At 67.5% G+C, this 24,615-nt stretch carries 27 protein-coding genes, 1 tRNA gene and 1 pseudogene; 12 read left to right on the top strand and 17 right to left on the bottom strand.

Annotation, left to right across the window (positions count from 1 at the left end; genetic code table 11):
- Window positions 1-407: PucR family transcriptional regulator (locus tag FXN61_RS16135; RefSeq protein ID WP_188135108.1), on the top strand; the 407-nt coding region annotated here is incomplete at its 5' end.
- On the opposite strand, the gene FXN61_RS16130 is transcribed toward FXN61_RS16135, so the two are convergent.
- Complete coding sequence (locus FXN61_RS16130; RefSeq protein WP_167974732.1) at window positions 375-1,244, bottom strand: esterase/lipase family protein; 870 nt, start codon at window positions 1,242-1,244, stop codon at window positions 375-377. The genes FXN61_RS16135 and FXN61_RS16130 overlap by 33 nt on opposite strands.
- On the bottom strand, window positions 1,241-2,065 hold the full coding sequence (locus tag FXN61_RS16125) for an SGNH/GDSL hydrolase family protein (protein WP_167974730.1): 825 nt from the start codon (window positions 2,063-2,065) through the stop codon (window positions 1,241-1,243). The genes FXN61_RS16130 and FXN61_RS16125 overlap by 4 nt, the downstream gene beginning before the upstream one ends.
- Window positions 2,066-2,181: 116 nt before the next feature.
- Here FXN61_RS16125 and FXN61_RS16120 point away from each other — a divergent pair, with 116 nt between their 5' ends.
- The 5 genes from FXN61_RS16120 (at window position 2,182) to FXN61_RS16100 (ending at window position 7,215) form a co-directional block, all read left to right on the top strand.
- Window positions 2,182-2,922, top strand: coding sequence for an inositol monophosphatase family protein (locus FXN61_RS16120; protein ID WP_167974728.1), 741 nt, complete (start codon window positions 2,182-2,184; stop codon window positions 2,920-2,922).
- Window positions 2,919-3,602, top strand: coding sequence for an SDR family NAD(P)-dependent oxidoreductase (locus tag FXN61_RS16115; protein WP_167974726.1), 684 nt, complete (start codon window positions 2,919-2,921; stop codon window positions 3,600-3,602). The genes FXN61_RS16120 and FXN61_RS16115 overlap by 4 nt, the downstream gene beginning before the upstream one ends.
- 304 nt (window positions 3,603-3,906) lie before the next feature.
- Window positions 3,907-4,953 (top strand): YncE family protein, encoded by a 1,047-nt coding sequence (locus FXN61_RS16110; RefSeq protein WP_167974724.1) that lies wholly within the window; start codon window positions 3,907-3,909, stop codon window positions 4,951-4,953.
- An 18-nt stretch (window positions 4,954-4,971) separates the two neighbouring features.
- Entirely contained in the window at window positions 4,972-6,339 is a 1,368-nt protein-coding gene (locus FXN61_RS16105) for a hypothetical protein (RefSeq protein ID WP_167974722.1), read from the top strand.
- 15 nt (window positions 6,340-6,354) lie between these two features.
- A complete protein-coding gene (locus FXN61_RS16100) occupies window positions 6,355-7,215 on the top strand; it encodes a tachylectin-related carbohydrate-binding protein (RefSeq protein ID WP_167974720.1) in 861 nt (286 codons plus the stop codon).
- Window positions 7,216-7,329: 114 nt separating this feature from the next.
- On the opposite strand, the gene FXN61_RS16095 is transcribed toward FXN61_RS16100, so the two are convergent.
- Window positions 7,330-7,734 (bottom strand): VOC family protein, encoded by a 405-nt coding sequence (locus FXN61_RS16095; protein ID WP_167974718.1) that lies wholly within the window; start codon window positions 7,732-7,734, stop codon window positions 7,330-7,332.
- A gap of 110 nt (window positions 7,735-7,844) precedes the next feature.
- On the opposite strand from FXN61_RS16095, the gene FXN61_RS16090 reads away from it, so the two are divergent.
- Window positions 7,845-8,822, top strand: a complete 978-nt coding sequence (locus tag FXN61_RS16090) for a helix-turn-helix transcriptional regulator (RefSeq protein ID WP_312877774.1) — start codon at window positions 7,845-7,847, stop codon at window positions 8,820-8,822.
- A 368-nt stretch (window positions 8,823-9,190) separates the two neighbouring features.
- On the opposite strand, the gene FXN61_RS16085 is transcribed toward FXN61_RS16090, so the two are convergent.
- The 9 genes from FXN61_RS16085 to FXN61_RS16050 all read right to left on the bottom strand — a co-directional run bounded on the left by FXN61_RS16085 (window position 9,191) and on the right by FXN61_RS16050 (window position 15,916).
- A tRNA-Leu gene (locus FXN61_RS16085) sits at window positions 9,191-9,267 on the bottom strand.
- Window positions 9,268-9,386: 119 nt separating this feature from the next.
- Complete coding sequence (locus tag FXN61_RS16080; RefSeq protein ID WP_246291619.1) at window positions 9,387-10,490, bottom strand: ATP-grasp domain-containing protein; 1,104 nt, start codon at window positions 10,488-10,490, stop codon at window positions 9,387-9,389.
- Window positions 10,487-10,609, bottom strand: coding sequence for a hypothetical protein (locus FXN61_RS54325; protein WP_269083663.1), 123 nt, complete (start codon window positions 10,607-10,609; stop codon window positions 10,487-10,489). Before FXN61_RS54325 ends, FXN61_RS16080 begins: the two co-directional genes overlap by 4 nt.
- Window positions 10,610-10,879: 270 nt before the next feature.
- Window positions 10,880-12,205, bottom strand: a complete 1,326-nt coding sequence (locus FXN61_RS16075; RefSeq protein WP_167974716.1) for an NAD(P)/FAD-dependent oxidoreductase — start codon at window positions 12,203-12,205, stop codon at window positions 10,880-10,882.
- A 142-nt stretch (window positions 12,206-12,347) separates the two neighbouring features.
- The gene (locus tag FXN61_RS16070) at window positions 12,348-12,788 is read right to left on the bottom strand and encodes a hypothetical protein (RefSeq protein WP_167974714.1); all 441 of its coding nucleotides are present in this window, start codon (window positions 12,786-12,788) and stop codon (window positions 12,348-12,350) included.
- A gap of 14 nt (window positions 12,789-12,802) precedes the next feature.
- On the bottom strand, window positions 12,803-14,032 hold the full coding sequence (locus tag FXN61_RS16065; RefSeq protein WP_167974712.1) for a DUF58 domain-containing protein: 1,230 nt from the start codon (window positions 14,030-14,032) through the stop codon (window positions 12,803-12,805).
- Complete coding sequence (locus FXN61_RS16060) at window positions 14,029-14,970, bottom strand: AAA family ATPase (RefSeq protein WP_167974710.1); 942 nt, start codon at window positions 14,968-14,970, stop codon at window positions 14,029-14,031. Before FXN61_RS16060 ends, FXN61_RS16065 begins: the two co-directional genes overlap by 4 nt.
- Window positions 14,967-15,317: a hypothetical protein gene (locus FXN61_RS16055; protein ID WP_167974708.1), complete on the bottom strand. Its 351-nt coding sequence runs from the start codon at window positions 15,315-15,317 to the stop codon at window positions 14,967-14,969. The genes FXN61_RS16060 and FXN61_RS16055 overlap by 4 nt, the downstream gene beginning before the upstream one ends.
- Window positions 15,314-15,916: a DUF4129 domain-containing protein gene (locus FXN61_RS16050; RefSeq protein ID WP_167974706.1), complete on the bottom strand. Its 603-nt coding sequence runs from the start codon at window positions 15,914-15,916 to the stop codon at window positions 15,314-15,316. The genes FXN61_RS16055 and FXN61_RS16050 overlap by 4 nt, the downstream gene beginning before the upstream one ends.
- A gap of 69 nt (window positions 15,917-15,985) precedes the next feature.
- Between FXN61_RS16050 and FXN61_RS16045 the strand changes: the two genes are divergently transcribed.
- Window positions 15,986-16,420 (top strand): hypothetical protein, encoded by a 435-nt coding sequence (locus FXN61_RS16045; RefSeq protein WP_167974704.1) that lies wholly within the window; start codon window positions 15,986-15,988, stop codon window positions 16,418-16,420.
- A gap of 7 nt (window positions 16,421-16,427) precedes the next feature.
- Complete coding sequence (locus FXN61_RS16040; protein ID WP_167974702.1) at window positions 16,428-17,456, top strand: toll/interleukin-1 receptor domain-containing protein; 1,029 nt, start codon at window positions 16,428-16,430, stop codon at window positions 17,454-17,456.
- 27 nt (window positions 17,457-17,483) lie between these two features.
- Here the strand turns inward: FXN61_RS16040 and FXN61_RS50725 are convergent, their stop codons facing one another.
- The 3 genes from FXN61_RS50725 to FXN61_RS16025 form a co-directional block, all read right to left on the bottom strand.
- A complete protein-coding gene (locus FXN61_RS50725; RefSeq protein WP_223165461.1) occupies window positions 17,484-17,909 on the bottom strand; it encodes a hypothetical protein in 426 nt (141 codons plus the stop codon).
- 395 nt (window positions 17,910-18,304) lie between these two features.
- A complete protein-coding gene (locus tag FXN61_RS16030) occupies window positions 18,305-19,129 on the bottom strand; it encodes a type IV toxin-antitoxin system AbiEi family antitoxin (RefSeq protein ID WP_167974698.1) in 825 nt (274 codons plus the stop codon).
- Between the two features lie 352 nt (window positions 19,130-19,481).
- On the bottom strand, window positions 19,482-20,147 hold the full coding sequence (locus FXN61_RS16025; RefSeq protein ID WP_312877776.1) for a uracil-DNA glycosylase: 666 nt from the start codon (window positions 20,145-20,147) through the stop codon (window positions 19,482-19,484).
- Between the two features lie 30 nt (window positions 20,148-20,177).
- Between FXN61_RS16025 and FXN61_RS16020 the strand changes: the two genes are divergently transcribed.
- From FXN61_RS16020 to FXN61_RS16010, 3 genes are read left to right on the top strand one after another with little or no spacing between them, the layout of a single operon-like run.
- A complete protein-coding gene (locus tag FXN61_RS16020; protein WP_167974696.1) occupies window positions 20,178-21,638 on the top strand; it encodes a S10 family peptidase in 1,461 nt (486 codons plus the stop codon).
- Window positions 21,635-22,069, top strand: a complete 435-nt coding sequence (locus FXN61_RS16015; RefSeq protein WP_167974694.1) for a GNAT family N-acetyltransferase — start codon at window positions 21,635-21,637, stop codon at window positions 22,067-22,069. The genes FXN61_RS16020 and FXN61_RS16015 overlap by 4 nt, the downstream gene beginning before the upstream one ends.
- On the top strand, window positions 21,997-22,632 hold the full coding sequence (locus FXN61_RS16010) for a chloramphenicol phosphotransferase CPT family protein (protein ID WP_312877775.1): 636 nt from the start codon (window positions 21,997-21,999) through the stop codon (window positions 22,630-22,632). Before FXN61_RS16015 ends, FXN61_RS16010 begins: the two co-directional genes overlap by 73 nt.
- 4 nt (window positions 22,633-22,636) lie before the next feature.
- Here FXN61_RS16010 and FXN61_RS16005 read toward each other — a convergent pair.
- Together FXN61_RS16005 and FXN61_RS16000 are read right to left on the bottom strand one after the other, a co-directional pair.
- Window positions 22,637-23,634, bottom strand: a pseudogene (locus FXN61_RS16005) (ABC transporter ATP-binding protein).
- Complete coding sequence (locus FXN61_RS16000) at window positions 23,627-24,613, bottom strand: ABC transporter ATP-binding protein (protein WP_167974692.1); 987 nt, start codon at window positions 24,611-24,613, stop codon at window positions 23,627-23,629. The pseudogene FXN61_RS16005 and the gene FXN61_RS16000 overlap by 8 nt, the downstream one beginning before the upstream one ends.
- Between the last annotated feature and the right edge of the window lie 2 nt (window positions 24,614-24,615).

Genomic DNA, 24,615 nt, shown 5'->3' with positions numbered 1-24,615 from the left:
CGGTGGGGGCGGCCGCGGCCCCACCCTCCGGGGTCGCGACCGCCGCCCGGCTCGCGCGCGACGTGCTCGACGTCGCGGTCAGGACGGGAAAGCCCGGCCTGCACCAGCTCACCGACGTGCTGCTCGAGTACCAGCTCTCCCGGCCGAGCGCAGCGCTCGAACCCCTCGCCGCGATCGTGCGGCCGCTGTCGGAGGAGCTGGTGCAGACGCTGGAGGTCTACCTGCGTCGTGGAGCTCGCAGGCCGGCGGCGACCGAGCTGCACGTGCACCCGAACACCGTGGACTACCGGCTGCGCCGGGTCGCGGAGCTGACGGGGCTGGATCCGACCCGGATCGAGCACGTCACGCTGCTGGCCGCCGCGCTGGTGGCGCGCTCAGCCGCCGACCAGCGGAAAGACCGGCACTGAGCAGTCCGGCGCCCGCGCGTTCAGCGGGTCGAGCGCGTTGAGCACCTCCCGCAGCGCCACGTGGTCGAACGCGAGTGCCAGGTGATCGGCGAAGTCGTTGGCGCACAAGTCCTGCAGCACGACGTTGCGTCCGCCTTCCAAGAACTGCGACCGGTACGGCGTGACGATGCCGTCGTATCGCGTGGCGATCGTCGTGTACCGCACTCCCGGTACGACGTCCGGCGTCGAGTTCATCAGGTTCATGAACGGCGAGCCGCGCAGTTGCTGCAGGGCCGCGGGATCGGCGGCGCTGATGATCCCTTCCAGTCCGGGGAACACCTGGAGGAGCGACCAGATCCACCTGTCGAAGCCGGCCGCGTCCGAGCCGTGGCTCGTGGGCGCGAGTCCGACGACGTCGTGCACCTTCTCGGCGCCACCGAGGAACTTCACGTAGTACTGGGCGAGCAGTCCGCCCTGCGAGTGCCCGACGAGGTCCACTTCGGACACTTCGGTCGCGGCGCGCACCCTGTCGACGAACGCGGCCAGCTCCACGCCCGAATCTTCGATCGGCCCCGTTCCCGCGACCTGGCCGAACCGCAGCCCGCCGTAGTTCAACGCGAAGACGCAGTAGCCGTTGTTCTTGAGCAGCGGCGACAACGCGTTCCAGTTGAGAGCCATGTTCACGTGCGTGCCGTGCAGCAGAACGACCGGCCGCTTGGAGCTTCGGCACGTCCAGTCGTTCGCGGCGGGTGGAGCCGCGCCGGGGTGGCTGAGCGAGACGGCGACCGCGGGCAGCGAGTTGTAGGTGACCGGCAGCGGGGCCAGGATCAGCCCCGTCGCGAGCAGCAAGGCGATCACTTGGCGGCCCTCACGACCGCCGCGGCGAACGCCTTCATGCCGGCCGCGTTCGGGTGCAGCGGTGCGGCGATCGTCGTCGGGATCAGGCCCTCGAGGTAACGGTCAGCGGGTGTGGCGCAGATGTCGTGGCCCACGGTCACCTCCGCGAAGTCCACGAACACCGCCCCGCGCTTCGCCGCCTCGGCCTTGGCGGTCGCGCTGATCCGGTTCATCACGCTCTGCAGGTAGTCGCCATCGCGGCTCCACACGGGCTGGAGCGGGTAGCAGCCTCCAGGACGGATGTAGGCGCCGTATCCGGTGACCAGGATCTTCGCCTGCGGGGCGCGGCGTTTGATCTCGTCGAGTGCGGCGCCGAACTCCGGTGCCCACGTCGCGACCGCGGCGGCCAGCTGATCGGTGCCGCCCGCTGTGTAGCGGTCCTCGCACGAGATGCCCGCCGGTTCCGGCAGGAAGTTGATGCAGCTCAACGCGGTCTGGAAGAGACCGACGTCGTTGGCCCCGACGGTGACGGACACGAGGTCCGTGCCCGGCTTCAGCGCGTCGAACTGTGGCGCCAGGACACCGAACCTCCGCCCGGCGAGATCGTCGGTGACCGCACCGCTGCACGTCACGTCGGTGAGGCCGGCACCGAGCATGCTCGCAGCCACCTGCGGGTAGTTCCTGTCGGAACGCAGGCACCACAGCGCGGGGTCCTGGTTCGGGATCAGCGGTCCCGCCGCCGCCGAGTCGCCCAGTGCCACGTAGTCGAGCGTGTCCGCCTGTGCAGTGGTTGTTCCAGCGACCAACGCCGCCACGAACGCCAACCCGGCCACGATCCGCATCCCGAACCTCCAACGTCATCGTCAGGTCAGCTCATCGTGGTGGCTCAGATCACCGGTCCAGGTGGGACGTTGCCCAGAGTCGTCCGGTCGTGTTTGTGACGGATCACAATGGGACCGTGACTCCTGGGGAACTTCTCGCTCTCGCCGCGCAGTCCTGCGTGGACGCCGCGAAGCTGCTGCACGAACTCAAGGTCGACGTCACGTTGAAAGGCACGTTCGACCAGGTCAGCACCGCGGACCTGGAGATCGAGGCGTTCCTGCGACAGGCCCTCGTCAACGGCGCTCCCGGCTCGGCGGTGATCGGTGAGGAACTCGGGAGCGCTTCCGCCAGGATCACCTGGTACGTCGACCCGATCGACGGCACGCGGAACTTCGTGCGCGGCATCCCGTTGGCGTGCATCTCGGTGGCCGCGGCTGTCGACGGCTCGCTGGTCGCGGGCTGCGTGCTGGACCCGTTCCGCGACGAGCTGTTCACGGCGGCCTGCGACGTCCCCTTCACGGTCCGCTCAACCGGCCTGGTGATCCCTCCCGCCACGAGCCCGCGGCCACTCGTGCTGACCGACATCCCGCTGCCAGGCAGCCTGTACCGCGGCGAGGTGGAACTGCTGGCTGAGTTGCTGGCCGTCGCGGACGTGCGCCGCGTCTACTCGACCGCCCTGTCGCTCGCCTGGGTCGCGGCGGGCAGGGCGGACGCGGCGGCGAACCTCGGCATCCACCCGTGGGACGTCGCGGCGGGCGCGGTGCTCGTCCGCGAGGCGGGAGGCGAGTTCGTCGACGTCGGCTCCAACGGGTTCGTGGCCGGCCGAGGTGAGATCGTGCCGTGGCTGGTCGAACGACTGGAGGGCGTCGTCTCGTGATCGATCTCAGCGGCAGGGTCGTGCTGGTCACCGGAGCGGGCGGCACCATCGGCGCGGGCATCGCGGCCCGGTTCGCCGACGCGGGCGCGCTGGTCGTTCGCCACCGCGGCACCCAAGACGGTGACCTGCGCACGGAAGCCCAGCGCGTGGTCGACGAAGCAGCCGCGCACCACGGCAGGCTGGACGCGGTCGTGAACAACGCCGGCGTACAGCCAGTGGAACCGTTGCCGGGCATGACGATCGAGCAGTGGCAGTCCGTTGTGGACACAAACTTGACCGGCCCGTTCGCCGTCACCCAGGCCGCGGCCGCACATCTTCCCGCTGGTGGCTCCGTCACGCACATCGCGTCGATCGAAGGCAGGAACCCGGCAGAAGGCCACGCCCACTACAGCGCCTCGAAGGCCGCCCTGATCATGCATGCGCGTGCGGCCGCGCTGGAGTACGGCCCGCGCGGCATCCGGGTCAACACGGTCTCGCCGGGCCTGGTCGCCCGTCCCGGCATCGAGGAGCAGTGGCCGGAAGGCGTCGCCCGGTGGCTTGCGGCTGCGCCGTTGGAACGGCTGGGCACTCCGGAGGACATCGGCAACGCGTGCGTGTTCCTGGCGTCGGACCTGGCTTCGTGGATCACCGGCCACGACCTCGTGGTCGACGGCGGTGTGACGGCGCGCCCGACCTGGTAGTCGCCCGGCAGAGTCGCGATCTCAACAACAGATCATCACTATGAGTAGTCACGCGCAGGCGCGTGTACAGCAGCACCTCACGCGCCGACAGAGCACAAAGACCTCTCCCGATATGCCTAACGGCACGCGATAAAAGACCAGGTCAGAAGCGTGAAGTGACACCGCGAACACCCTGCGCATCAATCTGGAACGAAAGGTCTCAACTTGGTCACAGGCCAGGTTTTGACTACCCGGAGTGATAACAAGCGCGTCCCTTTCGTCGAAACCTCAACCAGTCGACCTGGACCAGAGGGGGACGGACGACATGGCAACCGAGCATCGATCGCTTTCCCGGCGCACGCTGCTGACCGCCGCACTGGGGAGTGCCGCCGCGGGGATCGTCGGCCAAAGCCTGTTCGCCGGAGCGGCCGCCGCGGCGCCCACCGGCCGCAAGAAACTCGTGATCGGCAGCGTGGACCATCTGGGCAACGGAATCTTGCAGCTGGCCGACCCGAGCCTGACCGGTGGGCAGGCGATCGTCGCCGTCAACGGCCAGCCGAACGGGATCGTGGGTTCGCCGGACGGACTGCGCGCCTACGTGGCGACGGTGTTCGGGCCGGGTCTGAGCGTCGTGGACGTGGACGCCGCGAAGGTGACCGGCGAGATCGCGGTCGGCGGGTTCGCCAACGACGTGCTCGTCTCGCCCGACGGCAAGGTCGTGTACGTCGCGACCGGGTCGAGCGGTGCCGGTGGCTCCCGCGGTCACGTGGCCGTGGTGGACGCGGCGACCGGTGAGGTGCGCACCCTGATCAAGGCAGGCCTGTGGCCGCGCACGCTGGCGTTGACGCCGGACGGCAAGCAGTTGTTCGTCGGGGACGAGCGCGCGAAGGGCATCACGATCATCGACACCGCGAAGAACGACGTGTCGGGTTCGTTCCAGACCGAGAAGCCGGCGCTGCAGCTGGCCATCGATCCCAAGGGCAGCAGCCTGTACGTGGCGGCGCAGCGGGAACTGGTCACGTTCAACCTGCGTGGCGGCAAGACGGGTTCGACCGAGCTGGAGGGCCGCCCCTGTGGCCTGGCCGTGCACCCGAACGGCACGTTCGCGGTGGTGAGTCTCTACACGGGCCGCAACACGGACTCCCAGCTGGTGACGGTGAACGTCAGCTCCAACAAAGTCAGGACGAAGGAGTCCAACGGCAAGGCGAACGGTCCTCTGGCGATGAGCAAGGACGGTGGCCGCGCGTTCGTGCTGGACAAGAAGAACCGCAAGACCACGTCCGCGGACACCTCGACCGGCAAGCCGGACAACTCGCTGTCGACCCCCAACTCGAACACGCCGACCTGCGTCGCGTTCGTCGAGACCGCCTGAGCGCCGGAGGAACCCGCGATGCCTTTCTCCATGGCCGTCAAGACTTTGGACTACACCCCGGCCTGGCCGACCTACCCCAGCCTCTGGATGGGCGGCTACTGCGGCGCCACACGAGGCAACCAGGGCCAGGTGGACCGCAGGCTGCGCGCCCAGTGCGTCGTCATCGACGACGGTGCCGGCCCCAAGGTGATGCTCCGCGTCGACGTCGTCAGCATCCCGAGATACGTCCACCAGGCGATCAGATCCGCGGTGGTGCCGTTGGTGGACGACAACAACGGCAACTTCCTGATCATCGTCAGCCACACGCACTCCGGCCCGATGATCGGCACGACACGGCCGAGCCCGTACGTGATGATGAACCTCACGCCCGCCGACATCGCCGCGATCGAGGACACGACCACGGTGTTCATCGACCAGATGATCACCCTCGTGGAGCAGACCCTGGCGATGGCCCGCACGCCGGTCACGTTGTGGTACAAGGAAGGCAGCACGACGATCGGCTACAACCGGGCAGAGGAACCCAACGTCCTCACCACCGTCTCCGCGCTGATCGCCCGCCGCACGAGCAACAACAGCCTGTTCACCGTCCTTTTCGGATACGCCTGCCACGCCGTGTCGCGCGGCAACGACAGGGTTTTCTGCAGCGACTATCCCGGCGCCGCCACCGACGTGATCAGCAACGCGCTCGGAGTGCAGGCGCTGTTCTTCCAGGGCGCCGCAGGCGACCAGGAACCCAACGACCCGCACTCGCCCGGCCAGGTCACCAACCTCGGCACGATCCTGGGCAACACGGTCGTGCAGATGGTGAACTCCGGCGGCTGGAACGCCGTCAACGGCCCGGTCACCACCCACTACACCGAGGTCGACCTCCCGCTGACCGTGGACTTCGGCGACCCGGCCGCGGTGATCCGCGCCCGCAACGGGTACAACGAGCGGCTCGACACCTTCCCGCCCGACGACTTCGCGTACCGCCACGCCGAGGTCATGATCGAGCAGATCGCCGGCGAGGGCCTGCCCCGCGTGTTCCCGATGCCCATCCAGCGCTGGAACCTGGGCGGCCTGAACATCCTCGCCCTGTCGCACGAGGTCCTCTCGGCGTACGACGTGAAGGTTCAGACCCAGACACCGGGCTGGCTGTGGATCATGGGCTACGCCAACGAAACCGAAGGCTACGTCGCGGCCAACGGCGTCCTGCAGGCCGGCGAGGCGAAGCACTTCGGTTACGAGGCCGGCTGGACCGACGACAGCACGATGTCCGGCCCGGGCTCGTGGACGACCTTCTACGCCTGGCCAGCCCCGCTGAAGTTCACGCCGAGCGGCGCCGCCGCGGCCGGGACGACCGAGCGCCTGGTCCTCGACGCCTGCACGACCATGATGAATCTCTGAGGGGTGGAGTGAGACATGCCAGGACCCAGCAGCACGTTGACGGCCCGCTACGGCCTCGCTCCGGTCTATCCGTGCGACACGCTCGGAGACCTGTACCTGTTCGAACACTCGACACCGACCGCCGGCACGTTCGTCTGGGGCGAGAGCTACCAGATCGGTGCCGGCTGGCAGGGCCGCGTGCTCGCCGGCCCCAGCGGATGGATGTTCAGCATCACCACCGGCGGTGAGCTGAGACTGTTGCACTACAACGGAACCAACTGGGACTCCATCGAGGGCAGCGAGTACAAGGTCCTCGGCCAGGGCTGGTCCTACACCGCGGCGAACACCCGGTACCGGATCTCAGTCGACGAGGACGGCGTCATCTACACCCTCGACACCTTGGGCAACCTCAAGGCGCACTACTACAACTTCGCCACCCAGCAATGGGCCGTGCAGGGCGCCCTGCTGGACACCGGCCTGACCCAGTACAACGCGATCGTCGCGACCAGCCGCGGCGTGGTCTACGCGCGCACCGCAGCCGGCGCGATGTGGCGTTACTACATCGACTTCTGGTCCGGCGCGACTGCGAAGTGGATCAAGCCGGCCGCCCAGGTCACCACGGGCTGGCAGAAGTTGAAGAACCTCAGCTCGCCCGGTGGTGAGGTGTTCTACGCCGTGAACTCCTCCAACGGCAACCTGGTCTGGTACCGCTACAACCCCGTCACCAAGGTGTGGACGAACAACAAGATCATCGGTAGCGGGTGGAACAGCGAGCAGGACGTCGTCGTGCAGTCCAACGCCTGCAGCCGGTTCCCCGCGAGCACTGCCTGCAACTCGTTCGGGCCGCAGGACGGTGGGGCTGTCATCACCCGGCTCAACCAGGTGAAGAAGAACTGAGCCTGACGGCGTGACCCTCAGCTACAAGATCATCCCCTGACCTGGTCCTGTCTGGTCAGGGGATGATCCACATGAGGTGAACGGTGATGCCCCGACGCGGCAACGCAGTACCGGTCAGCGGGCGAGCCTCGCGCGGGCCTCGTCGGTGAGCGGGGTGAAGAAGTTGACCAGGTTGCCGTCGGGGTCGCGGAACAGCAGGGAGCGGTTTCCCCACGGCATCGTGGTCGGCTTCTGCACGATCTCGGGGGCGACAGCCAGGCTCGCCAGCCGTTCGTACTCCCGATCGACGTCCTCGACGAGGAACTCGAGGATCGCGGTCCGGTTCGACTCGGGTACGGCCGCCCCCGCACTGAACAGCACCATCGTCTCGGCACTGCCGATGGCCAACGTGCACGACGGGCCCACGAGCTCAGCGAACTGCTCGGCAGGCCGCCGAGCATCGAGGCCGGTCACCTGCTCGTAGAACTCGGCAAGACCGGCGACGTTGTTGGTGATGACGCGGACAGAGACAAGCTGCACGGTGGACCCTTTCTGCGCTGGAGGACGGTTCTGACCCGTCCTCCGGGGACACCGGACACGCTAGAAGCAATAGTGGACAGGATCCGCCCGGTATTGGGAGCATCCTGTGCGTGACTCGGCCGATCGCCCGTGTACTGGCCTTGCTGGAGATCCTCCAGAGCGGAGGCACCCGGACCGTCGCCGAGCTGGCAGGGCGGCTCGATGTGGACGAGCGCACCGTCCGCCGCTACGTCGCCCACCTCCTCGACCTGGACATCCCGGTCCGCTCGGTGCGCGGGCGGCACGGCGGGTACCGCCTGTCCCCTGGCTACCGGATGCCCCCGCTGATGCTCACCGACGAGGAGTCGCTCGCTGTCCTGCTCGGTCTGGTCGCAGGCCGACGCGCCGGCCTGATCAGCACCTCGGTCGCGGCCGCCGAGAGCGCGGTCGCGAAAATCCGACGAGTGCTGCCCGAAGCCCTTGGCCGCCGGCTCGACGCGCTGCTGGAGATCGCCGACTTCACCGCGCCCGCACGATCGGCACTCACGGCGGAAGCCGAGGTCCTGCTCACCGTCGCGGAGGCAGCGCGGGATCGTCGCCCGGTCGGGCTCGCTTACATCGCCGGCCACGGCGGTGCCAGCGAACGCGTCGTCCATCCGTACGGGATCGTGGCGCACTCCGGGCGGTGGTACCTGACCGGCTTCGACTCCACCAGCGGGCAGGTGCGCACGTTCCGCGTCGACCGGATCACGACCGTCGAGACACGCGTCGGAACGTTCGACGTACCAGTCGGATTCGACCCCGCCCAGCAGGTGCTGACCGCCATCGCCGAGACGCCGTACCAGCACGAGGTGTCCGTGCGGATTCGATCGACGCCCGAACAGATCCGCTCCGTCTTCCCGCCGTCCGTCGCCACACTGGAGGAGATCGACCCCGGCACTTCCTGGGTACGGGCCCGGATACGAGCGCAACGGCTCGAATGGATACCACCCCTGCTCGCCGCGCTCGATCGGCCGTTCGTCGTCGAACAACCCGACGCACTCCGCGACCTGGTGCGAGCACTGGCCAGCCGGCTCGTCGGCCACGCCGACGCGCGACAGGGAGACTGATCACGCGCCGGGAATTCGACGTCCTGCTGACCTAAAGCACGAATTGGAGGAGCAGAGGCGGAAACTCGTGACGAAGACCACACCGGTCAACACGCCGGAGCCAAACAAACCCACTGCCGCGGACGTTGCACTGCCGTACCTCGTCATGAACCTCAGTGAAGGCCCCTGACCTGCAGCTACGACGCCGGCTCAAGATCACTCAGCTCAGCGTCCACCTGAACGATGGCCATGATCAACTTCTGGTTACTCTCCGGCTCCCCTCCGAGCATCTTTCGGAGGTAGCGGGCACCACCGAAAGGATCCTCGAAGCCATGCCTAGAGATCCACAAAACGCCTGTTCAGACACCAGATGCTGGTGAGGATGCAGATGGTGCCCCCGACGGGATTCGAACCCGTACTGTGATCCTTTTAAGGGACCTGCCTCTACCGATTGGGCTACGGGGGCGACGGGGAGCCTAAGCCTTGATCGTCGGCCTGTGTGCGCGGATGGTCTTTTCTCGCCCGCCTGGCCCAGCGAATTGGACTAGAGCGAGCATCCGGCTAAGCATCGAACGGACCCGAACATCAGCGGGCCCTCCCTGCTCCGAGCAGCTCCTTGAACCTCAGCGCCACCCAGTCGTGCACGGCCGCCGAGACGGAGTTGTCGCCGGCGCGGTGCTCGAACCAGCGCCAGTCGCAGTTGACGTTGATCTCCAGGAACACGTGGTCGGAGCCGGTCACGAGCAGGTCGAACGCCGCCACCTGCACCCGCCAGTGCCGGGCCAGCGCCAGCAAGCGGTCCGACAAAGAAGTAGGGACCGAGGTGGGCGTGACGCGCACGGCGTCGGGGTCCACCCACAGCTGGGCGGGGTCGAGCTTGTCCACCTGGAACGCGATGCACCGCTCCCCCACGACGAACACGCGCAGCTCGGTGTCGGACGGCACGTACTCCTGAACGATCACCGGCGCCGGCTCGGGGGCGTCGGACGCCCGCGAAGTCTCCAGCGGGCGCGGGAACAGGCCGTGCTGCACGCCTGGACGTGGCTCGAGCAGGTGGCGGCCGGCGGTCTTCACGATGCAACGGCCGCCGCCGGGGCGCGTACGGCCCGGACGTGTCGTCACGGCCGTGCGCGGCACGCGCAGCCCGAACGTAGCTGCGTCGGAAAGCTGCGTCAGACGGTCCAGATGGGTCGAGAAGCGCGAGGGGTTCACGTGGGCCCAGTCGGAGCGGGACGACAGCCAGTTGGCCACTGAGGCCCACTGGTCGACCGCGTAGGCGCCGGCCAGCGTTCCCGGCTCGACGGGCACTGCGGACAGTTCGAAGTGGCGACGCCACACCAGCAACGGCCGCAGCAGCCAGCGGTCGAGCTCGATCAGGGGCTGGTCGGTGTAGACAGAGAGAGGGAGATCGACGCAACGGTCGGCGTCGATGCGGGCCATGCGGATGCCGCGCTCGGCCAGTGCGATGGAGAGCTCGTTCATCTCCATGTCGGCGGCGCGCGCCAGTACGAGCACACAGGGTTGGGGGTTGCCGTCGCCCTCGTCGACCATGCCGAGGCGGTGCACCTGTTCCTGGAAGTCCAGGCATTTGGGCGGAGAGCGGAAGAGGTAGTCCTGACCCTGGAGCAGCAGAGGTCTGGCAGCCTCGGACGGGGCACCTGGCACCCGCCCGTCAGCTGACCTGCTCAATCGTCCTTCTTGCTGCGGAAACTCTGCCCCGCCTGCGCGTACTCTGCGGCGTACTGCGCCAACGCGGGGTCCTCGATCTCGCCGCGACGAAGCTGTGCGGCCAGCTCCTCGAGAGACATCGGGATCACCTCTCTCCCCACACGGCGAATCACGCATTCAGGTGATGCACCAGCGGTAGTCTCTGGTTCACGTAACGCAATGTCAAGGCGAGCCTCGGAGCTTTACTCCGATTGGGGGCTTAAGTTCCGCCTCCGGACCAACAGAGTGCCCCGAACGAGATAACGCTCGGGGCACCATGTCACTCACAGGGAGTGAAGGTCAGTGACACTTCCAGAAGCGAGAAGCTGATGTTGTCGACACACGAGAAAAGCGCTCGTGTGTCGACAACATCAGCTTTGGACCGCGCGGTCGAAGTCCGACTTCGGGTCGTTGATCTGACCGAGCGCGACGACCTCGCGACCGTAGAACAGCGCCTGCGTCCAGTCCATGAGGACGCGGAGCTTGCGGTTCACGGTCGGCATGAACATCACGTGGTAGCTGCGGTGCATGAACCACGCGGGCAGGCCCTTGAAGCGCAGGCCGAACACGTCCGCCACGCCCTTGTAGAGGCCGAGACCTGCGACCGAGCCGAGGTACTTGTGGAAGTAGTCCTTCGGCTTCTGGCCGCGCAGCGACGCGACGATGTTCTTGGAGAGCAGCTTCGACTGGCGGATGGCGTGCTGCGCGTTCGGCACGCACGTCGCCGTCGGGTCCTCCTCGGTGCGCGAGAGGTCCGGCACCGCGGAGCAGTCACCGGCGGCCCACACGCCATCGAGGCCCTGGACCTGCATGGCGGCGGTGCACCGGACGCGGCCGCGCTCGTCGAGCGGCAGGTCCGTGTTGCGCAGCACCGGGTTCGCCTTCATGCCGGCGGTCCAGATGATGGTGTCGGAGTCGAACTCGGTGCCGTCGTCGAGAACGACGTGGCCGTTCTCCAGCGACTTCACGCGGGTATCGAGGTAGATCTTGATGCCGCGCTTCTCCAGCGCCTCGACGGTCCACACGCCGAGCTTGGCGGACACCTCGGGCATGATCCGCCCGGCGGCCTCGACCAGGACCCAGTTCATCTCTTCGGGCTTGACGCCCTCGTAGTACCGAAGCGCATACCGCGTCATGTCCTCGAGCTCGGCGAGCGTCTCGATGCCCGCGAAGCCGCCACCGATCACGACGAAGCTGAGCAGCTTCTTGCGCAGGTCCGCGTTGTTCGTGCTCGCTGCCTGGTCGAGGCGCGACAGCACGTGGTTGCGGACGTAGATCGCCTCGCCGATCGTCTTCATGCCGATGCCGACCTCGGCCAGGCCGGGGATCGGAAGCGTGCGGGAGATCGCACCCAGCGCGGAGACGAGCACGTCGTACTCGATCTCCTCGACGTGGCCGTCCGACAGCTCGGCGGTCACGATCTTGCGCGCGTGCTCGATCTTGGTGACGCGGCCCGTGACGACGTGGCAGCGCTTGAGCACCTTGCGCAGGGGGGCGACGACGTGGCGCGGCTCGATGGAGCCGGCCGCCGCCTCAGGCAGGAAGGGCTGGTAGGTCATGTGCGGCTGCGGGTCGATGACGGTGACCGACGCCTCACCGGATCGCAGCTTCTTCTGCAATCCGAGAGCCGTGTACATCCCGACGTACCCACCGCCGACAATGACAATCCGCGTGGGTTGCGACTTCACAGCAGCCATACACATATGGTCGCACCGAGACCCTCTTTTTCGCGCGTCCGGAGGGGCCGTTGTGACTACCGTCGCCGGGTGATGCCGAACACCATCGCGGTTGACCTGCGCCTTGAGCCGGATTTGAGGAGTTCTCGCTGAGAGGAGCGATTCAGATCCTCAGGGCGACGACCGCGATCACGACCGTCAGAGAGCCTAGACCGAGCAGCTCGACGAGCCCGATGTTGGGCCCTGATGGGATGAACGCGGCGAACGCGGCGACAAGGAAAGAGATCGCCTGGACAATGGCGAACCGGCGAGCCGGGGCTTTCAGCGCGGCAGCCTCGATTTTCGTTTTCACCGGAACGACCGCCGCGAGCGCGGATGTCACGTGAATCAGGTGCAGCGCCGGGATCATGATCAGCACGCCGAGCCGCAGCGGGTGCCCGTCGTCGAACGCCATCGCGAGCGCCGCGTACCCGATCAGCAGCGCCGCGCCCGCGCTCCCCGGCATCAGGACCGTGATCACCATCAGCCCCGCCACGATCAGCAGCGGCGCGACGGAGTCGGACTCCAGGTGCAGGACCAGCGCCACGGGCAACGCGGCGAGCACGATCGCCAGTCGCATCAGCATTCGGGAGTCACCGCCACCCCATGCCTGGCCATGCGCTTGAGCCGCAGCCGGTGTTCCGCGGCGATCATCTCAGCGGCCACCTCACCCCACGGCGTCTCCTGGTCGGGCTTGAGAGGCAACGGCAGTGTGTTGATCGCCAGGACAACGTGACCGTGTTTGCGCGTCTGCACGGCCAGTTCGGCGATGTCGTCGTCGAGGAACGGCGACAGCAGCACGACCACGCTTCCCTGCGGGAGCTTGCGCAACGCCACGCGCGACGCCCACCCCGCGGTTTGCACGCACACGACCAGCTGCGTGCGGATGCGCATCAGGTGCCGTCGCCCGACGCCGGAGCGGATGTTGAGCTGCGGCCGACTCAGGTCCATCAACGCCACCCGGTCGCCCTGCCGGAGGTAGCCCGCTGCCATTGACGCGGCCCGGCGCACGGCACGGTCCAGGCTGCCGTCAGGTCGCGTCGTGGCGCCGTAATGAGGAGACGACCAGTCCGCAACGTTCGCACCCACGTCCGTGCGCGTGTCGAGGGCCAGCACGATCTCCGCGTCGGCCTCGGCGTGCCGCTCGCGGACGTGGACCGTGCCGGTACGGGTCGTGACGCGCCAGTCGATGCGCTTGAGCCGGTCGCCGGGCTGGAACGCCCGGATGTCGCGCAGCTCCGTGGAGTCGCCCGCACGCGGTGAGCGGTGGATGCCGACCAGGCCTGCGGGGCGGGGCGGCAGCGGACCGGACGGGTGGTGCTCGACCGGCGGCAGGATCGTGCGGACGTGCTCGGTGCCGACGATCGGGCCGTAGACGTGCATGCCGTCCGGCCCGGCGAAGAGGTGGTCGAGGCGGAGATCGACACCGGGGCCCCACGCGTCGCGCCTGATCTCCACGGGCAGATCCGGTGAGTGCGCGGGGACCACCTTGGGACCGCCCGGCAGTTTGATCACCGCGATCTCCGCGTCCGCGCCGTCGACGTGCGCGACGGTGTGCACGACGCCGGCGCCCGCACCTCGTGGCACCGGGCGAACGCTGACCGTCGGCGTGCCTTTCGGCTTGTTCGTGAGCAGCACGGAGAGGATCAGCGGCACACCGAACAGCACCATCTCGACCTGGTGCAGGAACATGCCGCCGACGACGAGCCCGACGCCCAGCCAGACAGCGCGCGAGTGCGCGTCCGTGGGATGCCAGTGCGCGCCGTGCGACTGGGCGAACGCCTCCCTGATCTTGTCCGCTCTGCTCATGAGCTGGGCGGGCCCGGAACCTTGCCGAGCAGCTCGGTGACGACCTGCACCCCGTTGACGCCGGACGTCCAGGTCTCCGGCTTCAACACGAGCCGATGCGCCAAGACCGCGACCGCGCACTCCTTGACGTCCTCCGGCGTCATGTAGCTCCGTCCGTCCAAAGTGGCCAGTGCGCGGGAGACGAGCACGAGCGCCTGAGCCCCTCGCGGTGAGGCGCCGACCTCGACGGACTGGTGCTGCCGCGTCGCGACGGCCAGATCGACGCAGTACCGCAGGAGATCGTCGTCCACTGTGGTCTTCTCGAGCTCGGCCTGGAGCTCGGCGAGACGGCCCTTCACGAGAACCGGCGACACTTCGGCTTCTTCCCTTTGCCGTGCGATCCGCCGGCGCAGGACCTCGACTTCTTCCTCAGCGGGTGGATAGCCGATGTCGAGCCGCACCAGGAACCTGTCGAGCTGCGCCTCCGGCAACGGGTAGGTGCCCTCGTACTCAACCGGGTTCGAGGTCGCCAGCACGTGGAACGGCCTAGGCAGCTCGAACGTGCGGCCCTCGACCGTGACCTGCCGCTCCTGCATGGCTTCCAGCAGCGCGGACTGGGTCTTGGGCGGCGTGCGGTTGATCTCGTCGGCGAGCAGCAACCCGGTGAACACCGGTCCCTGGTGGAAGTCGAACTCGCGGCTGCCGGGGTCGTAGAGGAACGACCCGGTGACGTCCGCGGGCAGCAGGTCCGGCGTGCACTGCAGGCGGCGGAAGTCGAGGCTGAGCGCCTGCGCGAGCGACCGCGCGATCAGCGTCTTGCCCAGTCCGGGCACGTCCTCCAGCAGCACGTGCCCACCTGCCAGCACGGCCGCGAGCGCGAGCCGCACGGTCCGCGTGCGCCCGACCACGACCTTGCCGATCTCGTCGAGGACGGCCTTGGCCTCCAGTGCAATGGTCACTCGACCCTCCTGAGCCTTTCGGCGAGTTCCTTCGGGTCCGGCATCTCGGACGCCTCGATCCCCAGTCGTGCGAGCCTGGCGCGGAACCGTTCCTGGTAGCGCCTCGGGTTCTCCGCCGCTTCCGTCAGCCTGCTCGCGAGCGTGCTGGCGTGCGCGGAGCTGATCGAGCCGGGTGGCGCCGGCTCCGCACTCCAGACGATGTCCGTGGCGCGCGGCAGCCTGGTGACCAGCACCGCGAACGCGGTCGGCGGCACGGCCAGCGCCGTCGCCCACAGCGGCGAAGCGCCGAGCCACCAGATGGCGACCCCGATGATCACCCCGATCACCAGTGCCAGCACCGTTTTCATGCGAGCTCCCTGACGATGCGGCTCAACTCTTGTTGCGCTTCAGCGGCTTGCTCGGCCGTCACGTCCTCATGCCCGAAGCGCGCCCGTTGGTAAAGGTTCTTGAGCACGGTGGCGTCGACCCCGAGCTTGTCGGTGAACTCGGTCGGCGTCTGGTGCGGTTTGCGCGGCTCAGCGGCTTCGAGCGCGAGCCAGGCCGCGATCACGGCATCACGCGGTGGCCGTTGCGGGTGCTCGGTGAACTCCTGCAACGCCTTCTCGACGCGATGGACCGCCGTGAGCGGCTGCTCGACCTCGAAGCCTTCGATCTCGACACCGCGCACGCCCCTGCGGCGGCGCCAGCGTGGCAGCTCGATCGCGAGAACGATGCCGACCAGTCCGAACAGGACCAGTCCGGTGAGGACCAGCAGGAACACGGTGAACGGCACGGCCACCACGTCCGGCAGCACCTGCGGCACCACCACGTCCAGCGCGGGGGCGCGGTTCTCCGGCGGCGGACGGTCGTCCAGGCGATTCACGAGCGTGATCGGCGACGTGCCGCTGGCGGCCACGACGACGATCAGCAACGCCGCCACCGCCACCCCTGCTCGCCACCACTTCATGCCGGTCAGCGTGACACGGTCCGGCCCGTTTCCCCATCGTTGTGATGATCCTTTGGCTAACTTGCGGTGGTGGCTTTGACGATGACGCTCGAAGAGCGCGAAATCAGGCACTACACCTGCGACTGCTGCCAAGCGCCGATCGCGCGGGTCTGGAACTACATCTACCGCGACGACATCCCTCGCGCCGTGTACTTCGCGAACTGCTACCACCACACCGACCAGCCTCACGACGTGTGGATGGACGTCATCATCGGCACGTGGGGCCAGAGCGACGCCGACGACCACGTGACGTTCGGCTGCCGGGTCGGCCCCGTCGTGGGCTCTTCCGAGCCGGGCGCGACCCTCGTGGACCCCCTGTACGGTCGAAGCGGCGCGCCGATCAACGGCCGCGTGCTCTCCAGGGAGGCGGCGTTGACCCACCAGCAGCTCCCCGAGTTCTGGGAGATCGTCGACTTCGTGCTGATGAACGACCCGACCGTGCGCCCTCACCTCTACGCCTCGTGACGGTCCCGTGGCAGCCGAGATCTTCATCAACTACCGCGGGGTCGACGCGGACTTCGTCCCCGCGCTGCTCTTCGAACGGCTGTCCCGCGAGTTCGGGAAGCGCCGGGTGTTCCTGGACAACGAGTCGATCGCACCCGGCGAGGACTACGTGCAGCGGTTGCTGGAGGGCGTCCGTTCCTCGAAAGTGCTGCTCGCCGTCGTCGGACCGCGGTGGCTCGCTCCCGATGGCACGGGCGATCGCCCGATCGACAACCCGCACGACTGGATCCGCCGCGAGCTGGTGACCGCCTTCTCGTCCGGCGTCACGGTGATCCCCGTGTTCACCGAGGGCGCCACGCCGCCGCGGCCGGAAGACCTGCCCGACGACATCGCCCAGCTGGGCCGGCAGCACGGCCTGCCGTTGCGCCGCGTCCGTGCTGGTGAGGACGTTGAGGCGATTGTTCGCGAAGTCTCGGCCCACGTCCCGGCGCGCCGCAGGTTCGTGCTCGGCGTGGTGGCGGCGGTGCTGCTGATCGGGGCCGGTGCCGCGTTGCCTTCCTTGCTGCGCCCCTCCGAGTCAACCGGCTCGGCTCCGAGCTCCAGCACCACGTCCTCGGCGGTCGATACGACGACCTCGCAGGAGGTCCGGCCGACCACCTCCAGAACCACGCCTCCACCGCAAGAACCTGAGCTCTGGTATGAGGGCAGGCTGACGTTGGACGGTGAGGCGTTCCAAACGGGCTACACGCTGGACACGTCTCCGCCCTCCCGCATGCCGGCGGGCGACATCGGCCTGGTGTGCCAGCTCGGTTGCGCCGCCAACGAGATCGCGGGCACCGAGTTCGTCGCGTGGACCGGTGAGGGGCTGCCGGAGCGCAAGGAGTGCGTGGACCTGCTGAACCGCAACCCTGGACAGCGGTTCCTCAGCGTGAAAGACGGGACCAAGGCGTGCGTCGGCACCGTGGGGAAGCGCGTCGGGCACCTGGAGGTGGTCGAGATCAGGGGGCCTGGGCGGATGACGATCGACGTCAAGGTGTGGGACGTGCCGGGGAAGTAGCCCGGCGCAGCACGTCCCTCTGCCTGATCATCCCGAGGTCAGTCGTTCGAACTCCTGTAGAAGATCGCCGACCAGCACCACCATCGACATCTTGATCTCATCCGGGTCGCTGAATCCCTGCTCTGCATCAGCGGCCAAACGTGGAAGGAGATCATCTGGCCCTGCCGCGAGTTCACGAAGGTCCTTGATGGCACCCGCCACCACCACACTCGACAGCTCGTCTGAAGCAACGCCCACCAAGCTTCCTGCCAGCGACTCCGTGTCAACGGCGCGAAGCAACCGCAGCACGTCGAGTCCGTCCTTGGGCTTCAGACGATGCGACTGCTGTTCGCGTCGTTCAGCGATCTTGACCACCTTCGAGACGACAAGAGCCGCTGGCCCAGCGACCTTGATCTCGAACGACCTGGGATCGCCAGGGTCGAGTGCGCTGATCACATGGACCGCGTTGTCCACGACCGCCGGTTCCAGCCCGAGCGTCCTGCGAGCAGTGGCTTTGGCCTCGTGCGGAGGCTGAAGGTGAGCGGATCTCCTGCCACCCTGGCCACACAGCGCCGCGGGAGCCATGAGGTCGACCGTGATGTCACCCGGGCCGACCCAGCTTCCTGGTTGCTTGCCTGGAGCGAACCCAGCCGCACACATCGCATCAACGAGTGACGGCTCGTCCGCCAGCCGACCAGGTACCAGCGCGATGTCTGCGTCCGTCGTGGTTGGCGCCGTTGCGAGATCCGCGTCGCCCGTGTGCAGGTAAACCGCTTGTGCACCAACAAGAACAAGCGCGTCTCGGTGCGGCCCGAGTCCATCCAGAGCATCAAGGAGCACAGACCGCGCCTTGACGTACTCCTGCGAGATCATCTTTCCCAACCTGGTTCAATCGATTCGAGCGCTGCCATCAGCTGCTCGGCTTCCTCAGTCGACCGCCCAGGTCCGGTCAGCAAGTCCGCGACCACCTGAGCCGGGGGCACGTACTCGATGCCACCGACAAGTCGTGCCTTCGTGTGAACGACGTCGTCATATGGCCGCATGACCAGCACGTTGGTTCCGCGATCAGCAGTTCTCAGACCGAGCTGCTTCATCAGTCCGATCGGATCCTCGGCGTACAGGCTCAGCGAGACGATTGGTGACACAGGTGTCACGCCGTCAGGTAGATATGCACGTGCAGCCGCCGAGCCCGTCACCGCGACTCGTGTGTCGAGAGACGACAAGGCCTTCAGCGCGTGGTTCAACCCTCTCGGGTCGAGCGTCGCAATTACTTCGTTCGAGGCCATGACCTTGTAGTCCTGCGCCCAGCGATCCATCAGCAACCGCTTGCGGACAGCAGTGACAACACCGTCGTCGCTTCTCGTGATCGCCGCTTCCCGATCCAGCAACTCGAGGACTCTCGCGCTGGTCGCTGCTCCAACCTGCGCACGTTCAGCGAGCTCCCGGACGCCCACCGGCAACGAGGTCTCGGCCAGTTCGAGCACGACCTTGGCTGCAGCGGGTCCGCGGAGAGATTTGAGCAGCCGGTCTGCGGGGTCACGGAACCCGCTGCGCTCAGCTCCCGTGCGATCGAGGAAGACCGCAGGGTCATCAAGCCTCAGACGCAGGTTTCCGGTCAGATCGAACCAACCCATTCCGTGCTGTTCCAGCTGGGCTCGGGTCGTCGGAGACACGAACGGTGCGGCCAGCACCATCGCGCCAACGGGGATACCGCGGCCTGACATGACGGCCGCACCGGCCGCGGTCTTCTGAGCAGTCCGTGCGACGTCCCTCGGGGCGACCACGCCCTTGCATTCGATCAGGACCACAGCGTGCGTCCCGTCTGGTGCACCGATCACAACCTGAGCATCGGACTCGAAACTTCGCTGAGTCCTGGTAGCGAACGACTGCATGTCAAGACGAACAGACCACGTGGAGGGCAGCACAGAGCGAACCTGCTGCTCGAACGAGCTGGCTAGCTCGACCACAGCTGTTCCATGTTTTCCGTCGTTCCGCGACACATGGAACATGGTACTTCGTGGAACAGCGCCAAGACCACGTCTGGCGTCACACGTCCGGTTGATTCGTCGTCCGGTGGATCTCTGAACCTGCACTGACGTCCCTGGCGCGCCTCAGCACGTCCTGCAGCATCTCCTGGGTCAGCTTCCCGGTGAACGTGTTCTGCTGCGAAACGTGGTAGCACCCGAACACCCGCAACCCGCCCAGCGACACCTCCACCCCGTGCCCGAACTTGGGCCGCTCGGGCCCGAGCAACGGCAGAAACGCCTGCCACCCGAACGCCCCGAGCACGACCACGGACCGCAGCGACTTCATCAGCCCGAGCTCCTCGCGCAGGAACGGCGAGCACCGGTCCCGTTCCTCGGGCGTCGGCTTGTTCGCCGGCGGCGCACACCGCACCGGAGAGGCGATCCGGACGCCGTACAGCTCCAGCCCGTCGTCCACGGCCCACGCCTCGGGCTGTGACGCCAGCCCGACCTCGTACAGCGCCCGGTAGAGGAAGTCGCCGGACCGGTCGCCGGTGAACATCCGCCCGGTCCGGTTCGCGCCGTGAGCGGCGGGGGCGAGGCCCACGATGAGCAGCGAGGCGTCGATGGGCCCGAAGCTCGGAACCGGCTTGCCCCAGTAGGTCTGATCCCGGAACGCCGCACGCTTCACGGCAGCGACGGACTCGCGCCACGCGACCAGGCGCGGGCACGCTCGGCAGGCCGTTATTCGATCGTCGAGTTCCGTAGTGTTGCTCCTATGTCCGAGGAGAAGACCGACGAGAAGAAGCCCGAGTCTCCTGTTGATGACCTGGTCACCACCCAGCACAGCATCACCGTCAAGGGCCGCGAGCTGAACTACACCGCCACCGCCGGGCGTGTCGTGCTCAGGGAAGAAGTGATCAAGGACGGCGTGTTCGAGGGCCACGAGCCCAAGGCCGAGGTGTTCCTGACCGCGTACACGCTCGACGGCGCGGACCCGCTGAAGAGGCCGGTGACGTTCGCGTTCAACGGCGGACCGGGATCTGCGAGCGTGTGGCTGCACATGGGGCTCCTCGGGCCGCGCAGGGTCCTGAGCGGCGACGTCGGCAACATGACGCCGCCGCCGTACGGGATCGTGGACAACGAAGAGTCGCTCCTGGCCGTGAGCGACCTCGTGTTCATCGACCCGGTGTCGACCGGGTTCTCGCGCGCCGCGAAGGGCGAGAAGCCCGGCAGCTACCACGGCTACCAGCCCGACATCGACTCCATCGCCGAGATCATCCGGCTCTGGACCTCGCGCAACGGCCGGTGGATGTCGCCGAAGTTCCTGTGCGGCGAGTCGTATGGAACGCTCCGCGCGGCAGGCCTCGCTGAGCACATGCAGAAGAAGTACGGCATGTACCTCAACGGGCTCATGCTGATCTCCTCGGTGCTGGACTTCGCGACGCTGGAGTTCAACGAAGGCCACGACCTCGGCTACACGCTCTTCCTGCCCACGTACGCGGCGATCGCGCACTACCACGGCCTGCACGGCGACCGGCCGCTCGAGGAGGTGCTCGCCGAGGCCGAGGAGTTCGCGGTCCGCGACTACCCGTACGCCCTCGCGCGCGGCAACCGTCTCTCGGATGTGGAACGCGCCGCCACCATCGAGAAGCTGGCCAGGCTCACCGGTTTGTCCGAGGAGTACGTGGACGCCGTCGACCTGCGCATCGAGCACATCCGGTTCTTCACGGAGCTGCTGCGCCGCGACCGCAAGACCGTCGGCCGCATCGACGCCCGCTTCACCGGCTGGGACACGGACTACGGCCGCGAAGGGATCTCCGCGGACCCGTCCATCGACGCGATCCTCGGGCCGTACTCGTCCTCGCTCAACCACTACCTGCACGCCGAGCTCGGCTACTCCAACGACCTTCCGTACGAGATCCTTTCGCGGGCCATCGAACAGTGGTCCTACAAGGAGTTCGAGGGCCGTCACGTCACGACCGCGGGCAAGCTGTCGGCGGCGATGCGGGCGAACCCGCACCTCAAGGTGCACGTCGCGTTCGGCTGGTACGACGGCGCCACGCCGTACTTCGCGGCCGAGCACCTCATCGCGCACCTGCAGATTCCCAAGGAGCTGACGGCGAACATCGAGTCGGCCTACTACCCGGCCGGCCACATGATGTACGTGCACGAGCCCAGCAGGATCCGGCAGTCCGAGGACCTGGCGAACTTCGTGCGGAACTCCTCCAACACGTGATCCTCGACCTGTCTGATGGCACCGTTCTGCACGAGCTGTGGACGGTGCAGCGGCTGGCTTATGCCGTCGAGGCCGAACTGATCGGCTTCGACGGCATCCCGCCACTGCACGAGACGCCTGAGGAACTCCGCGCCGCGGACGAGATCTTCCTCGGGATCTACGACGAGGAAGGTCTCGCGGGCGCGGTGTCGTACCAGCTCGACGGGTCCACAGTGGACATCTGTCGGCTGGTCGTGCACCCGCGTGCGCACCGTCGCGGCATCGCCACCAAGCTGCTCGACGCACTCCCTGCCGGCCCGCAGACCGTCAGCACGGGTAGCAAGAACGAGCCCGCGCTCCGGCTCTACCGCAAGCGCGGATTCGTGGAGACGGGCGAGCGCGAGGTGGCCCCTGGCGTGTCGATCACCGACCTCACCAGGGAGAACCGCTGATCATCTTCCTCAACGGGACGTCCAGCTCCGGCAAGTCGAGCATCGCCTCGGAGCTGCTGCGGGTTCTGGACACCCCGTACTTCCACCTGAGCGTGGACGCCATCGGGGCCCTGCGCGCCGTGGAACGGACGCTCGAACTGGACGGACCCGAGCTCGCTGACGTTCTGCGCCGCACGCGGGCGGGGTTCCACCGAGCGGTGGCCGGAATGGCTCAGGCGGGCAACGACGTCGTGGTCGACCACGTGCTGAGCGAGCCGTGGCGGTTGCAGGACTGCCTGGACGTGTGGGAAGGCCTGGACGTCGTCTTCGTTGGCGTTCACTGCCCTCCAGACGAGCTGGAACGGCGCGAAAAAGCCCGCGGTGACCGCGTCCCCGGCCAGGCAGCCGCACAGCTGCCATTCGTGCACCAGCACGGGCTTTACGACTTCGAGTGCGACACCAGCACCAGCAGTCCACGCGAATGCGCGCTCGCGATCAGGGGGTTCCTGGTCCAGGCAACGGGAAAACGGGCCTTTGACGAGTTGAGGGGCCGCACCCGAAGGCACGGCCCCTCTCCCGGCTGACGCGTCAGACGACCGCGCGCTCCTCGGCGAAGTGGCACGCGGCGGGGTGCCGCCGTCGGTGCGCACGATGAGCTCCGGTACCTCGGTCGCGCAGATGTCCTGCGCCTTCCAGCACCGGGTGCGGAACCGGCAGCCCGACGGCGGGTCGATCGGCGAAGGCACGTCGCCCGTCAGACGGATGACATCGCGCCGGCCGCGCTGGGTCGGGTCCGGCACCGGCACGGCGGACAGCAACGCCTGCGTGTACGGGTGCATCGGGCGCTCGTAGATCTCGTCCTCGGTGCCGATCTCAACGATCTTGCCGAGGTACATCACCGCGACGCGGTCGGAGATGTGCCGCACCACCGAGAGGTCGTGCGCGATGAACACGTACGACAGACCCATCTCGGTCTGCAGGTCGCCCAGCAGGTTCATCACCTGCGCCTGGATCGAGACGTCCAGCGCGGACACCGGCTCGTCGCACACGATCACCTTGGGCTTCAGCGCCAGCGCCCGCGCGATGCCGATGCGCTGCCGCATACCGCCGGAGAACTGGTGCGGGTACCGGTTGATGTGCTCCGGGTTCAGGCCGACGATCTCCAGCAGCTCCTGGACCTTGCGCTGCCGGTCGCCCTTCGGCGCGACCTCGGTGTGGATCTCGTAGGGCTCACCGACGATGTCGCCGACCGTCATGCGCGGGTTCAGCGAGGTGTACGGGTCCTGCAGCACGATCTGGATGTCGCGGCGCAGCTTGCGCAGCTCAGCGCCCTTCATCGCGAACATGTCGCGGCCTTCGAAGCGGGCCAGGCCCGCCGTCGGCGGCTCCAGGCGCATCAGCACCTGGGCCAGGGTGGACTTGCCACAGCCCGACTCGCCCACGACGCCGAGGGTTTCGCCCTTGTTCAACGAGAACGAGACCCCGTCGACGGCCTTGACGTGGCCCACTGTGCGCTTGAACAGCACGCCGACGCGGACCGGGAAGTGCTTGACGAGGTCCTCGACCTCGAGGATTGGCTCAGCCACGAGCGACAACCTCCTCCGCGATGTGGCACCGGCTGGTGCGGCCCATGCCGAGATTGTGCACCGCGGGCACCTCGGTGACGCACTTGTCAAACGCGCGCGGGCAGCGCGGGTTGAACGGGCAGCCCGGCGGGATGTTGGTCAGCGACGGCGGCAGACCCTTGATCGTCTTGAGCTCCTGGCCCTTCAGGTCGAGCCTGGGCAGGGACTCCAGCAGCGACTCGGTGTACGGGTGGCCCGGCGCGCGGAACAGCTCGTACACGTCGGCGTGCTCGACGATGCGGCCCGCGTACATGACCGAGATCCTGTCCGCGACGTCGGCGACCACGCCGAGGTCGTGGGTGATCAGGATCATGCCCATGTCACGTTCCTTCTGGATCTCCGCCAGCAGGTCCATGATCTGGGCCTGCACGGTGACGTCCAGCGCGGTCGTGGGCTCGTCCGCGATCAGCAGCTCCGGGTCGAGCGCCAGCGACATCGCGATCATCGCGCGCTGCCGCATACCGCCGGAGAACTGGTGCGGGTAGTCGGAGATCCGGCCGCGAGCGTTCGGGATCTTGACCTGGTCGAGCAGCTCGACCGCGCGCTTGCGAGCGTCCGCTTTGGACATCCCGCGGCGGACGCGCAGCTGCTCCTCGATCTGGAACCCGACCGTGAACACGGGGTTCAGGGCGGACAGAGCGTCCTGGAAGATCATGGCGATGCCCTCGCCACGAACGTCGCGACGCTCGTCCGCCGGCTTGGTCAGCAGGTCCTCACCGCGGAACTTGATCGTGCCCTTGGTGATGAACGCCGGCGGCATGTCCAGGATGCCCATGATCGTCTGCGCGGTCACGGACTTGCCGGAGCCGGATTCCCCCAGCACCGCAAGGGTTTCGCCCGCCGAGACGTGGTACGAAACGCCGTTGAGCACCTTGGCGACACCGTCGCGGGTGCGGAATTCCACGTGGAGATCCTCGACCTCCAGCAATGGCTGAGTCACGA

The organism is Lentzea indica (assembly GCF_012184385.1).
Taxonomy (GTDB): domain Bacteria; phylum Actinomycetota; class Actinomycetes; order Mycobacteriales; family Pseudonocardiaceae; genus Lentzea; species Lentzea indica.
The sequence above is the reverse complement of the archived record's forward strand: the minus strand, read 5'-3'. Positions and strand labels throughout refer to the sequence as shown.